Below are 12529 nucleotides of genomic sequence, written 5' to 3'. Positions count from 1 at the left end.
GGCCCGCCTGCCCCCCCCCCCCCCCCCCCCGGGCCCCCGCGGGCCGGTAAAGGGGCCCGCCCGGGGGTTTTTGGGCCCGCTCCGGAGGCCTTGAAGCGGCACAAATCGCGACGGGAGCGGGGGTAGGCGGCCGAGAACACGACGGGAGCGTGGGACGTCGGGCGGGAGCGGGCAGGCGGGTCGGGCGGGAGCGGGCGGGCGCCGGCCGGGTGGGCCGGCCGGTCAGCTGCCGCCGAGGCCGGAGAAGATCGAGCCGAGGCCGGAGAACAGGCCGAGCTCGGACGCCGCGCCGCGCGCGATCAGGAATCCGACGATGCCGATGATCCAGGCCGTCGTCTCGGATCCGGTCCGCCCGAGCCAGTCCGCCAGCCTCTGCAGCGGACCCTCCACCGCGCGGGCCGCCACGACCCGGAGCACCAGGAGCAGCAGGGCCGGCGCGATCATGAGCAGGCAGTATCCGGCGAGGGCCCCGATGCGCAGCGGCGTGCCGACCCCGGCGTCGGCGAGCATCGTCATCGCGACGATGTAGGGCAGCATCGTCGCGACCTCGACCAGCCCGGCGGCGATCGCGAGGCCGATGACGACGATCGGCGGCGTCGCGGGATCGAGCAGCTTCGTGCGCCAGCGCATCAGGCGACCGGGGCGGGGAGTCGCGGCCGCCGGGCGGGCGGGGATCGGGTCGGGTGGCGTGAGTCCAGGCCCGCTCTCCATGCTGCTCACATGCGCGGGATGCGCGGTCTCGGCGGCCGCGGCGACGGACGTGGTGACGGGCGCACCGACGGGCGCCGCGTCCTTCTTCGAGCCGGGGATCAGGAACGAGCCGACCAGCATCGCCGCGCCGATCACGAGGCGCGCGATCAGGCCCGCCTCGGAGGAGAGGAAGTCGGCGGCGACATCGACGATGTTCACCAGCCCCCACAGGAAGAGCAGCCCGACCAGCAGGTAGAAGACCGTGATCGCGCTGAGGTACAGCAGGATGCGGCCCGCGCGGACCCTGCCGGGGGAGAGCAGCAGGAAGACCGGGATCAGCAGCGTGCCGACGCTCAGACCGTCCAGCAGCGCCAGCACGGCGAGGGTGAGGGCGAGCGGTGCGCCCGATGCGATTTCCATGCGACCCAGCCTTCCCGCGGGCAACGCGGAGCGGATCGGGCGAAGGGAGGAGGCCGATCCGCCGGTCTCATCCTTTCGTCGGAGCGGAGGCCCCTCATTCCTTCGGCCGATGCGGGCGGGCGCGCCACGTGCTTCGATGGGGCGATGGAGCAGGCGCGCGCGACCGAGTCGATGGTCGTCCCCGCGCCGCCGTCGTTCCTCCCATTCGGACGCGGGCGCATCCCCCGATCCATCGCGGACGCCTGCGGCATCGCGCTGCTGAGCATCGCCGCCTCGGCCCTCGGCTTCACCGGGATGTGGGACCTGTTCCGCCTCTCCGCCGAAGGGGCGTCGCCGTGGTGGGCGCTCGTCTTCTCGCTGCCGGGGTGCGTCCTGGTCGCGTTCCGCGACCGCATCCCGATCCTCGCCCTGGTCCTGGCCTCCGGGCTGTTCGCCGGGGATCTGGTCACCTCCGGCGGCCTCGGATCCCTGGTCGTGCTCCTCGACGTCCTCTGGCACGCCGTGCACCGTGCGCTCCCTCGCGTCCGGCGGCGCATCGCGGCGGTGCTCCTCGTGATCACGGCCGCCTTCCTCATCGCCGCTCTCTCACGGACGGCGGACCTGCGGGTCGCGATCCTCGTGACGCTCCAGGTGGCGACCCTCTTCGGCACCGACTACTGGTGGGCGGTGGCCGTCGGGCGCGCCGAGGAGGTGACGGCCCTGGAGCGGGACCGGGCGGCCGATGCGACACGGGAGGCGATCCGCGACGAGCGCGAGGAGATGGCGAGGGAGCTTCACGACCTCGTGGCGGGGCACGTGTCCGCGATGGCGATCCGTGCGGAGGCGGCGCTGTCGACTCCTCCGGACGAGGCGCGCGACCGCGCGGCGCTGCGGGCGGTGCGGGACGCGAGCCTGGACGCGCACGGCGCGCTGCGGTCGATGATCTCCGTGCTCCGGGAGGGCGAGGGCGCGCTCTCCCCCGCGCCGCGTCTGGAGGACATCGGATCGTTCGTGCGGACCGCGGAGGCCGCCGGTCTCCGGGTGACCCTGGACGACAGGCTTGGCGCGGACGCTGTGGTCCTTGGGGACGCTGGGGCCCCTGGCATCGCTGGGGTCCCGCCGCTGCCGGCGATCGTCGGGCAGACCGCGGCGCGGATCGTGCGTGAGGCCCTGGTGAACAGCATGCGTCATGCGGCGAAGGCGGAGGTGGACGTGCGGCTTTGGGACGACGGCGACCGGGTGCGGATCCTGGTCGACTCGCGCGGCGGAACGGGGGCATCCCACCCGGCGCTGACGGGGTCGGGGACGGGGCTGGCCGTGCTCGCGGAACGGGTGCGGGCGCTCGGCGGCGAGTTCGCGGCCGGACCCCGGGGCGACGACGGCTGGTCGGTGCGCGCGGCACTCCTTCGGAGCGTGGCATGACGGGTCCTGAACGTGAAATGACGGGTGCGGAGCGGCCTGCGCCGACCGTGCTCATCGCCGACGATCACGGCGCGATCCGCGCGGCCCTGCGGATCATGCTGGAGGCGCACGGCCTCGATGTGGTCGGCGAGGCGGCGGACGGCGACGTCGCGGTGCGGAACGCCAGGGCGCTGCGTCCGGATGTCGTCCTGATGGATCTGCGGATGCCGGGGCGCGATGGGATCTCGGCGACCCGGGAGATCGTGGCCGAGGGGCTCGCCGACGTCCTCGTGCTCACGAGCTTCGACGAGGACGACCTGGTGCACGGCGCGATCCAGGCCGGCGCCGCCGGGTTCCTCCTGAAGACGACGGAGGCGACGGCCCTCGTCGAGGCGGTCCGGGCGGTCGCGGCAGGCGACGGCGTGCTCGATCCCCGCGTCACCCGACGCGCGCTCGCCGCGGCCCGGTCCGCGACGCCGCCGGTCAGCGGGGGCGCTCCGTCGGACACAGGGGCCGGCGCGGGGGCCGGGACGGGGCCTGGGGCGGCTGGTGTGGCGGAGGGGCTGACCGGTCGTGAGCAGGAGGTGCTCGACGGGATCCTGCGCGGATGGTCCAACGCGCAGCTCGCGGAGCGGCTCGGGATCTCGGTGCCGACCGTGAAGACCCACGTGTCGAACGTCCTCGCCAAGCTCGGCGCCCGCAGCCGCTCCCACGCCGCCGCCATCGCCCGCCGCGGCTGACCGCCCCGGCGTGTTTGCTGCGTTCCGTCCCTTGGCCCCGTCCGTCCCTCGGTCCCGTCCCGCTTGTCGGCCGAGCGGGTCCTTCCCGTCGCGATTTGTGCCGCGTGTCGGGCGTCGGGGCGGCACAAATCGCGACGGGAACGTCCTTCCTGCCACGCCGGGGCAGGAACAGGGGTCAGGCCGGGACCGGGTCAGGCAGGAACCGGGGTCAGGCCGGGACGCGGGTCTTCTCCTCCTCGCGGAGCGGGCGAGCGGCGCCGGAGAACAGGCCGGAGGCCACGGCGAGGAACGCCAGGATGTAGAGCGTGTTCAGCAGGCCGATGTGCTCGCTGACGAAGCCGAGGACCGGCGGGCCGCCGAGGAAGGCGATGTAGCCGATGGTCGCCGCGGCGCTCACGCGGGCGGCCGCCTTGGCCGGGTCGTCCGCGGCGGCGGACATGCCGAGCGGGAACCCGAGCGAGGCCCCCACGCCCCAGAGCGCCGCGCCGACGAAGACGAGGGGCACGCTCGGCGCGAGGATGAACAGCAGGATCCCGGCCGCCGCGGTCGTCGCCAACAGCCTCAGGATCACCACCCGTCCGAACCGGTCGACGAGCGGTCCGCCGAGGATGCGGACGGTCGTCATCGCCACCGAGAACACGGCCAGCGCGGCCGCCCCGAGCGCGGGACCCGCACCGTGGTCCTCGGCGACGCCGAGCGCGAGCCAGTCGTTCGCCCCGCCCTCGGCGAAGGACATGCCGAGCATCACCACGCCGAGCGCATACGTGCGGGGCTCGCGCCAGGGGGCGAGCGTCGTGTGCATGCGCTCGCGGAAGGCGGGCCTCGGCGCGTCCGCCGCCGCGGGATCCAGGGTCTCCTCGCGCCGCGGGACGTTGGCGACCGCGACGATCCCGGTCCCGGCGATCAGCACCGCGACCACCAGCGAGTGCGTCGAGACGTCCACATGCAGCTGGGCGGCCAGGGCGCCGAGGCCGGCGCCGATCACGGTCCCGAAGCTGAAGAAGGCGTGGAACAGGGGGAGGATCGTCTTCCCCGTGTGCTGCTCGACCGCGGTGGCCTCGACGTTCATCATGACGTCGACGCAGCCGTTGCCGAGGCCGAACAGCGCAAGGCCCGCCAGGACGACGGGGAAGGACTGGAACACGTTGGCGCCGAGTCCGATGAGCCCGACGCCCGCGGCGACGACGATCAGCGACATCAGCATGCCCTTGCGCGCACCGGTGCGCGCCATCACGGCGGGGCTCGTCGAGATCCCGATGATCGAGGCGATGCCCGCGCCGAGCAGCAGCATGCCGACCTGGGCCTTGTCGATCTCCAGGGCCGCCTTGATATCGGGGACGCGCGCCGCCCAGGTGGAGATGGACAGACCGCTGGCGAGGAAGATCGCGAAGATCGCGGTGCGCCAGCGCACGAACTGGGAGCGGGTGAGGGCGGTGTCCATGACAAGAGCGTATCGAATCGATTCGACTCCGCGCATCCCCCGTCGTATCCTCGACTCATGAGCACCTCTCCGGAGCAGGATCGGGAGACCCATCGCCGCGCGACGATCGCCGATGTGGCGCGGACCGCCGGAGTGTCGCCCTCGACCGCCTCGGTGGTGTTCAGCGGCAAGGCCCCGGTCGCCGACGCGACCAGGGACCGCGTGCTCGCCGCGGCCGCCGAGCTCGGCTATGCGGGCCCGGATCCCCGTGCGGCGTCCCTCCGACGAGGGAGGAGCGGGATCGTGGCCGTGGTGCTGGAGGAGCACCTGCGCACCGCGTTCCGCGATCCGGTCAAGATCGCGATGATGGACGGCCTGACCGACGCGCTCGCCGCCCTCGGCGCGGGCGTGCTGCTCCTGCGCGACGAGTCCGAGGCGACCGACGACGCCCCGACGATCGCGACGGCCCCCGTCGACGCCGTCGTGCTGATCGGGTGCAGCGGGCGGATGCGCACGGCCCTCGACGTCGTCCGGGCGCGCGCGCTCCCCGTGGTGGTCATCGAGGGCGACGCCGGAGACGACGTGCCCCGGATCGAGCTGGACAACCGCGAGGCCGCCGCGCAGATCGCACGTCATCTGCGCGGGCTCGGGCACGAGCGGGTCGGGATCGTCACGCTGCCCCTGAGCGCGGACCGCACCCGGGGTGACGTGACCGCGGAGCGCCTGGCGACCCTGACGGTGGAGGTCACCGGCGAGCGTCTGGCCGGCACCCGCGAGGTCTTCCCGGACGCCCGTGTCGTCTCGGCGGCGGGGAGCTTCATCGACGAGGGGGTGATCGCCGGACGCACCCTGCTCGCGGACCCCGCGACACGCCCGACCGCCGTCGTCGCCCAGAGCGATCTGCTGGCGGCCGGCGTGATCCGCGCCGCCGAGGAGCTCGGCCTCCGCGTGCCCGAGGACCTGAGCGTCGCGGGCTTCGACGGGATCAGGGTCGACGGATTGGCCGGGCACGTCCTGACCACCGCCGTTCAGCCCGCCGAGGAGAAGGGCCGCGCCGCCGGAGAGGCCGTCGCGCGCATGCTGACGGGGGAGCGGGGGGCGTCGATCCGCTTCACCTGCGTGTTCCGCGAGGGGACGACGACGGCGTCGGTCTGACGTATTCCGAGATCGGCATGTTACCGATCGGGGAGAGGGGCTGTCAGCAAACCCCTAAAATGGACAGGAACCCGCCCGCCTGAGTCGCCTACGACCGACGAGCCAGAGGAGACCGTTTCATGCTGACGCTCCTCGCTGTGTTCACCCTCGCCTCACTCCTGCTGCCGCTCCTCGTGGCCTGGATCGGCCCCCGTGCCTTCGCGGTGGCGGCCCTGGTTCCCACCGCCGCGTTCGTGCATGCCGTGATGCTCACCCCTCAGGTGCTGGACGCCGACGTCGGCGAGGGGCCGGTGCCCTTCGAGTCGGTCTCCTGGATCCCGCAGCTCGGCCTCTCGCTGTCGATGCGCATGGATGTGCTCGGCTGGGTGCTCACGCTCATCGTGACCGGGGTCGGCGCCCTCGTCCTGCTCTACTGCCGCTGGTACTTCCGCGGATCCAAAGGAGGTCTCGGGCAGTTCGCCGCCGTCCTCCTCGCCTTCGCAGGGGCGATGTACGGACTCGTCCTGACCGACGACCTCGTGTTGCTCGTGATGTTCTGGGAGATCACCAGCATCCTGTCCTACCTCCTGATCGGGCACTACCACCGCCGAGGGACGAGCAGGCGCGCCGCGCTCCAGGCGCTGCTGGTGACGACGCTCGGCGGGCTGGCGATGTTCGTGGGGGTCATCCTCCTCGTCGTCGACGTCGGGACGACCAGCATGGCCGAGATCCTGCACGCCGCTCCCACCGGGCCCGTCGTCGACGCCGCCGTCGTCCTCCTCCTCGTCGGGGCGCTCAGCAAGTCCGCGATCTTCCCCTTCCACTTCTGGCTCCCCGGCGCCATGGCCGCCCCCACGCCCGTCAGCGCCTATCTGCACGCGGCGGCGATGGTGAAGGCGGGCATCTACCTCATCGCGCGCTTCGCGCCGGTGTTCGCGCTGTCCGCCCCGTGGCGACCGATCGCGATCGGCCTCGGCGTGATCACGATGCTCATCGGCGGCTTCCAGGCGCTCCGCGAGACCGACCTCAAGCGCATCCTGGCCTTCGGCACGGTGAGCCAGCTCGGCTTCTTCACCGTGGTGCTCGGCTACGGGACGCCCGACGCCGCCCTCGCAGGACTCGCGCTCGTCGTCGGGCACGCGCTGTTCAAGTCCGCGCTCTTCCTGATCGTCGGAGTGATCGACCGGCAGCTCTCCACGCGAGACATCACCGAGCTGTCCGGGGTCGGGCGCCAGGCGCCGGTGATGGCCACCGCCTCGTTCATCGCCGTCGGCTCGATGATGGGCATCCCTCCCACGATCGGCTTCGTCGCCAAGGAGTCCACGCTCGCCGCGCTCTTCGACGAGGCCCTGCGCGGCTCGCCCTGGGGGATCGTCGCCTTCGTGGGAGTCGTCCTCGGGTCGATCCTCACCGCCGCCTACGGCGCGCGCTTCCTCTGGGGTGCCTTCTGGCGCAAGAAGGCGCCGGAGGGCGGATATATGCCGGATACGGAATGGCCCGATCCGCCGTTCGGCTTCCTCGTCGCCCCGGTCGTCCTCGCCGGTGCGTCCCTCGTGGTCGGCATCGGCGCCCCGATGGTCGACCTCGTCTTCGCGGAGTACGCGGTCACCGCGCAGGCGCCCGGATTCGACGGCGAGGTGCTGTCGCCGGGGCATCTCGCGCTGTGGCACGGGTTCGCCCCCGCGCTGTTCCTCTCCCTCGGCGCCGTGGTCCTGGGGCTCGGCCTCTTCGTCCTGACGATCCGGAAGGGCTGGGACGCGGGCCCCCGCCTCCTGCGGTTCACCGCCCAAGACGTCTACTACGTCGTCATGCGCGGGATCGACCGGCTGTCGGTGCTGACGACCGGCCTCACCCAGCGCGGCTCGCTGCCGGTCTACGTCGGGACGATCTTCATCGTCGTCGTGGGCGCCGAGCTCACCGCGCTGATCGCGGGCGACACGGCCAGGGCGCAGCTCAGCGCCTGGCACACCCCGATCCAGCTCGTCGTCGCGCCGATCATGATCGTGGCGGGCATCGTCGCGGTCCGCGCCCGCAAGCGGTACACCGGCGTGGTCCTGGTCTCGGTGACCGGGCTCGGCATGGTCGTGCTCTTCGCGACGAGCGGCGCGCCGGATCTCGCGCTGACGCAGATCCTCGTCGAGACCGTCACCCTCGTCACCTTCGCGCTCGTCCTGCGGCGCCTCCCGGCGCAGATGGGCGAGCACAACGCCTCGGTCGGGCGGCTCCCTCGTGCGGTGCTGGGCGCCGCCGTCGGCCTGACCATGGCGCTCGTGGCCGTGCTCGCGACGAGCGCACGCGTGGCGGAGCCGATCTCGGAGGCGTTCCCGGAGCTCGCCTACCAGTACGGGCACGGCAAGAACGTGGTCAACGTGGCGCTGGTCGACCTCCGCGGCTGGGACACGATGGGGGAGCTGTCCGTCCTCGTGCTCGCCGCGACCGGCGTCGCATCCCTCGTCTTCGTCACCCACCGGGCCGACCGGCTCTCCAGCATCAGCGCCCTCCCCGACTCGTCGACGCAGGGCAAGGGCCGAGGCCGCCGCCTGGGCCGCCGCCGCCCGCTGGTCGAGACCACGGACGGCCTGCGCTTCCAGACGGCCGAGAACAAGGGCGCCCAGCGCGCCTGGCTCGTCGGCGGGACGCAGATGAAGCCGGAGAACCGCTCGATCCTGCTCGAGGTGATCGTGCGCATCCTCTTCCACACGATCATCGTCGTGTCGATCTTCCTGCTCTTCGCCGGGCACAACGCGCCGGGCGGTGGCTTCGCCGGCGGGCTCGTCGCCGGCATGGCCCTCGTGATGCGCTACATCGCGGGAGGTCGGTGGGAGCTCGGCGCCGCGTCCCCGACCGACGCGGGACGGCTCCTTGGGGCAGGCCTCATCCTCGCCGTCGGCACGGCCGTCATCCCGCTCCTGTTCGGTCTCCCGCCGCTGGCGAGCACCTTCTGGGAGGCGGAGATCCCGGTGATCGGACACATCGAGTTCGTCACCTCCACCATCTTCGACATCGGCGTGTACCTCGTCGTGATCGGCCTCGTGCTCGACGTGCTCCGCAGCCTCGGCGCGGAGGTCGACCGGCAGACCCAGGAGCTGCGCGCCCGGGGGGTGAGCGTCTGATGGACGTCTCGCTCGCCCTCATCGTGATCATGGCCGTGCTCTTCGCGTGCGGCGTGTACGCGATGCTGGAGCGGAGCCTCACCCGCGTCCTCATCGGCTTCCTCCTTCTCGGGAACGCCACGAACCTGCTCCTGATGATCGTGATGGGGCGGCCGGGCGTCGCCCCGTTCTTCGGCGCGGAGGGCGAGGTCAGCGACCCGCTGCCGCAGGCCCTCACGCTCACGGCCATCGTGATCACCTTCGCCGTCTCGGCCTTCCTCCTCGCCCTCATCTACCGGTCGTGGCAGCTGGGCAGGGCCGACACCGTGGAGGACGACGAGGACGACATCGCGCTGCGCGAGCGCACCGAGGTCGAAGAGGACCTCATGGACGACGAGGTCGACCTGTCCGACGACGAGGCGACCACCGACTTCGTGGGCGTGGACACGTCGCCGATCCGGATCCTGCACCACCGCGACCTCGCCACGATCGTGGACGATGCCCCGACCGATATGCCGTTCCGGCCGCCTCAGGACCGGGCGGACGGACCAGGACAGGACGGACCAGACCTGGGGGAGGGTGATCGATGAGCGCTCTCGTCCCGCTGCTGGTGGCCCTGCCGCTCCTCGGCGCCGCCGTGACGCTCGTGTTCGGCCGGAACACGCGCGTGCAGGTGATCGTCTCGGTCATCACCCTCGCGGTCGTCTCGGTGATCGCGGCCGTGCTCCTCGTGACGATCGACGGATCGGTCCCGATCGCGGTGGAGGTGGGCGGCTGGCCCGCGCCGTTCGGGATCGTCCTGTACGTGGACCGGTTCGCGGCCCTGCTCGTGCTGATCTCGAGCATCGTGCTGCTGGCGGTGCTGCTGTTCTCCATCGGCCAGGGCTCGGCGGACGGCGCCGAGGAGACGCCGATCTCGATCTTCAACCCCTCGTACCTCATCCTCTCCGCGGGCATCTTCAACGCGTTCATCGCGGGCGACCTCTTCAACCTCTACGTCGGCTTCGAGATCCTCCTCGTCGCCTCGTACGTCCTCATCACCCTGGGGAGCACCGAGTCCCGGATCCGCACCGGGGCCGTGTACATCGTCGTGTCGCTGGTGTCGTCGATCCTCTTCCTCGCCGCGATCGCGATGATCTACGGCGCCCTCGGCACCGTGAACATGGCGCAGATCGCGCAGCGGATGGGGGAGCTCCCGCAGGACACCCAGCTCGTGCTGCACCTGCTGCTCGTGATCGCGTTCGGGATCAAGGCGGCCGTCTTCCCCGTGTCGTTCTGGCTGCCCGACTCCTATCCCACGGCCCCCGCGCCCGTCACGGCGGTGTTCGCCGGGCTCCTCACCAAGGTCGGCGTCTATGCGCTGATCCGCACCGAGACGCAGCTGTTCGCATCGAACAGCATCGACACCGTGCTGTTGATCGTGGCGCTCGCGACCATGATCATCGGCGTCCTGGGCGCCGTGGCGCAGGCGGAGCTGAAACGGATCCTGTCCTTCACCCTGGTCAGCCACGTGGGCTACATGGTGTTCGGCCTCGCGATCGCGACGCCCGCGGCGATCGGCGCGACGGTGTACTACATCGTCCACCACATCGTCGTGCAGACCACCCTGTTCCTCGCGGTCGGGCTGATCGAGCGACGGGCGGGCAGCACGTCGATCCTGCGCGTCAAGGGGCTCATGAAGGCGGCCCCGGTCATCGCCGTGCTGTACTTCGTCCCCGCGATCAACCTCGGCGGGCTCCCGCCGTTCTCGGGGTTCATCGGCAAGTTCGCGCTGTTCGAGGCCGCGGCCTCGGTGGGGACGCCGCTCATGATCGTGCTGATCGTCGGCGGCATCGTCACGTCCATCCTCACCCTCTACGCGCTCATGCGCGCCTGGAACCTCGCGTTCTGGCGCGAGGACGAGGACGACGCGGTCGAGACCCGCGAGCGCATCGCCTACCTCGACAACGCCCCGGCCGCCGAGGAGCAGCAGGAACGGCGCCGCATCCCGCGGATCATGACGCTCGCGACGGGCGGCATGGTGGCCGTCACGCTCTCGCTGACGGTCTTCGCCGGGCCCATCTACGCCCTGTGCGACCGCATCGGCGACGCCCTGCTGGAGCCGGTCACCGTCGTGCCGTGGGACGGCGCCACCGCCGAGGAGGACGCACCGTGAGCCGCGAGGCGAAGCGCGGCCTCTGGCGCGAGATCCGCGAGCAGCTCCCCTTCCTGATCTGGCTGATCGTGCTGTGGATGCTGCTGTGGGGGCAGTTCACCGCGCTCTCGCTGGTGACGGGCGTGATCGTCGCGGTCTTCGTGACCAGGGTCTTCCGCCTCCCCACCGTGGAGCTGTCGGGGCGGGTCAACCTCTGGTGGGCCGCGATCCTGGCCGTGCAGTTCCTCGCCGCCGTCGTGCTCGGCTCGCTGAGCGTCGCCGTGCAGGTGCTGAACCCGTGGCGTCAGCCGGGCGCGGCGATCGTCGCCGTGCCCCTGCGATACGCCGACGATCTGATGATGACGCACGTCGCCGTCACGTCCTCGCTCATCCCCGGGTCGCTCGTGGTCGAGGCCGACCGCGACACCCGAACGCTCTACCTGCACGTGATCGGGGTGCGCTCCCGCGCCGACGTCGACCGGCAGCGCGAGGGCGTGCTGCGGTGGGAGCGGCGGATCGTGCGCGCGCTCGGGACGCCCGCCCAGTACCGCGCCCTGCGCGCCGACGAGTGGAACGGCCGCGGGGACGCGCGCGAGGAGCGGGACGGGCGATCCGGTCGGGACGGGCGATCCGGTCGATCCGTACCGGGGGCATCGGCGGGACGCGGTCCCGCGAGAGGGGAGGGGTCGTGAATCCGCTGCTCATCGTGATCATGGTCGTCTTCGGCGTCGCCGCGATCCTCACCGTCGCCCGGATCGTGATCGGCCCGTCGATCCTCGACCGCGCCGTCGCCTCGGACGTGCTGCTGACCGAGGTGATCTGCGTGCTCGGCGCCGAGATGGCCATCAACCACCACACGCGCACGCTGCCCGTGCTGCTCATCGTCGCCGCGGTAGGCGTCTTCGGATCGATCTCGGTGGCCCGGTATGTGGCCAGAAGGGACAACACGACGCCATGAACGTGTTCGAGTTCCGCATCCCCGACGCCGTGATCGACGCCACCGTCTGGGTGCTCGTGCTGCTCGGCGCCCTGCTCTGCCTCACCGCCGCGATCGGGCTGCTGCGCTTCCGTGACGTGCCGACGCGCCTGCACGCCGCGACCAAGCCGCAGGTGCTCGGGCTGCTGGTCATCTGCATCGCCATCGCGCTGTCGCAGCGCTCCGTGATCGGGATCCTGCTCGGGGTGGCGCTGGTGGTGCCCGTCGTGCTCATGCAGTTCGCCACCGCGCCGCTGTCCGCGCACATGGTCGGCAGACAGGCCTACCGCAACGGCACGATCGATCGCCGCTCCCTCGTGGTGGACGAGCTGGCCGAGTCCCGCGAGACCCCGCCCGCCGCCGGCGGCTGATCGGCCCCGCTCGTCCCTGCCTGCCTGCCCGGTTTGCTCTGGCCTGGCCTGCTCCGGCCTGGCCGGTTTCCGGCACCCATCTGGTCGGACCGATGCACTCCTGTCGGACCGGATCCCTGAATCTGTCCGACAGACATGCATCGGTCCGACAGAATGCGATGAGACGGCCCGG

11 protein-coding genes are annotated in these 12529 nt (G+C 71.8%); 9 read left to right on the top strand and 2 right to left on the bottom strand.

Annotation, left to right across the window (positions count from 1 at the left end):
- Positions 1-222: 222 nt before the first annotated feature.
- Positions 223-1110, bottom strand: coding sequence for a GAP family protein (locus tag J2Y69_RS07915; protein ID WP_310019320.1), 888 nt, complete (start codon positions 1108-1110; stop codon positions 223-225).
- Positions 1111-1254: 144 nt separating this feature from the next.
- On the opposite strand from J2Y69_RS07915, the gene J2Y69_RS07910 reads away from it, so the two are divergent.
- Together J2Y69_RS07910 and J2Y69_RS07905 are read left to right on the top strand one after the other, a co-directional pair.
- On the top strand, positions 1255-2511 hold the full coding sequence (locus tag J2Y69_RS07910) for a sensor histidine kinase (protein ID WP_310019318.1): 1257 nt from the start codon (positions 1255-1257) through the stop codon (positions 2509-2511).
- Positions 2508-3230 carry a response regulator transcription factor gene (locus tag J2Y69_RS07905; RefSeq protein ID WP_310019316.1) on the top strand — a complete coding sequence of 241 codons (723 nt, stop codon included), beginning with the start codon at positions 2508-2510 and terminating at the stop codon, positions 3228-3230. The genes J2Y69_RS07910 and J2Y69_RS07905 overlap by 4 nt, the downstream gene beginning before the upstream one ends.
- 208 nt (positions 3231-3438) lie before the next feature.
- Here the strand turns inward: J2Y69_RS07905 and J2Y69_RS07900 are convergent, their stop codons facing one another.
- The gene (locus J2Y69_RS07900) at positions 3439-4671 is read right to left on the bottom strand and encodes an MFS transporter (RefSeq protein WP_310019314.1); all 1233 of its coding nucleotides are present in this window, start codon (positions 4669-4671) and stop codon (positions 3439-3441) included.
- A 57-nt stretch (positions 4672-4728) separates the two neighbouring features.
- On the opposite strand from J2Y69_RS07900, the gene J2Y69_RS07895 reads away from it, so the two are divergent.
- From J2Y69_RS07895 to mnhG, 7 genes are all read left to right on the top strand, one after another.
- Positions 4729-5805 (top strand): LacI family DNA-binding transcriptional regulator, encoded by a 1077-nt coding sequence (locus tag J2Y69_RS07895; protein WP_310019312.1) that lies wholly within the window; start codon positions 4729-4731, stop codon positions 5803-5805.
- A gap of 119 nt (positions 5806-5924) precedes the next feature.
- Positions 5925-8897 (top strand): Na+/H+ antiporter subunit A, encoded by a 2973-nt coding sequence (locus tag J2Y69_RS07890; protein WP_310019310.1) that lies wholly within the window; start codon positions 5925-5927, stop codon positions 8895-8897.
- Entirely contained in the window at positions 8897-9466 is a 570-nt protein-coding gene (locus J2Y69_RS07885) for a Na(+)/H(+) antiporter subunit C (RefSeq protein WP_310019308.1), read from the top strand. Before J2Y69_RS07890 ends, J2Y69_RS07885 begins: the two co-directional genes overlap by 1 nt.
- Positions 9463-11031 (top strand): Na+/H+ antiporter subunit D, encoded by a 1569-nt coding sequence (locus tag J2Y69_RS07880; protein WP_310019306.1) that lies wholly within the window; start codon positions 9463-9465, stop codon positions 11029-11031. Before J2Y69_RS07885 ends, J2Y69_RS07880 begins: the two co-directional genes overlap by 4 nt.
- Positions 11028-11702 (top strand): Na+/H+ antiporter subunit E, encoded by a 675-nt coding sequence (locus J2Y69_RS07875; protein ID WP_310019303.1) that lies wholly within the window; start codon positions 11028-11030, stop codon positions 11700-11702. The genes J2Y69_RS07880 and J2Y69_RS07875 overlap by 4 nt, the downstream gene beginning before the upstream one ends.
- Positions 11699-11968, top strand: coding sequence for an MrpF/PhaF family protein (locus J2Y69_RS07870; RefSeq protein ID WP_310019301.1), 270 nt, complete (start codon positions 11699-11701; stop codon positions 11966-11968). The genes J2Y69_RS07875 and J2Y69_RS07870 overlap by 4 nt, the downstream gene beginning before the upstream one ends.
- Positions 11965-12357: a monovalent cation/H(+) antiporter subunit G gene (gene mnhG / locus J2Y69_RS07865; protein ID WP_310019300.1), complete on the top strand. Its 393-nt coding sequence runs from the start codon at positions 11965-11967 to the stop codon at positions 12355-12357. The genes J2Y69_RS07870 and mnhG overlap by 4 nt, the downstream gene beginning before the upstream one ends.
- Positions 12358-12529 lie beyond the last annotated feature (172 nt).

Origin of the sequence: Microbacterium resistens (assembly GCF_031456305.1) — a bacterium.
Lineage (GTDB): Bacteria > Actinomycetota > Actinomycetes > Actinomycetales > Microbacteriaceae > Microbacterium > Microbacterium resistens_A.
Note: the sequence above shows the minus strand (reverse complement) of the source record. Positions and strands in the feature narration are given on the sequence as shown.

Coding starts and splice junctions, on each gene's coding strand:
- mnhG (WP_310019300.1), top strand. CDS start 11,965: ATGAACGTGTTCGAGTTCCGCATCCCCGACGCCGTGATCGACGCCACC.
- J2Y69_RS07900 (WP_310019314.1), bottom strand. CDS start 4,671: ATGGACACCGCCCTCACCCGCTCCCAGTTCGTGCGCTGGCGCACCGCG.
- J2Y69_RS07895 (WP_310019312.1), top strand. CDS start 4,729: ATGAGCACCTCTCCGGAGCAGGATCGGGAGACCCATCGCCGCGCGACG.
- J2Y69_RS07890 (WP_310019310.1), top strand. CDS start 5,925: ATGCTGACGCTCCTCGCTGTGTTCACCCTCGCCTCACTCCTGCTGCCG.
- J2Y69_RS07880 (WP_310019306.1), top strand. CDS start 9,463: ATGAGCGCTCTCGTCCCGCTGCTGGTGGCCCTGCCGCTCCTCGGCGCC.
- J2Y69_RS07905 (WP_310019316.1), top strand. CDS start 2,508: ATGACGGGTCCTGAACGTGAAATGACGGGTGCGGAGCGGCCTGCGCCG.
- J2Y69_RS07885 (WP_310019308.1), top strand. CDS start 8,897: ATGGACGTCTCGCTCGCCCTCATCGTGATCATGGCCGTGCTCTTCGCG.
- J2Y69_RS07910 (WP_310019318.1), top strand. CDS start 1,255: ATGGAGCAGGCGCGCGCGACCGAGTCGATGGTCGTCCCCGCGCCGCCG.
- J2Y69_RS07915 (WP_310019320.1), bottom strand. CDS start 1,110: ATGGAAATCGCATCGGGCGCACCGCTCGCCCTCACCCTCGCCGTGCTG.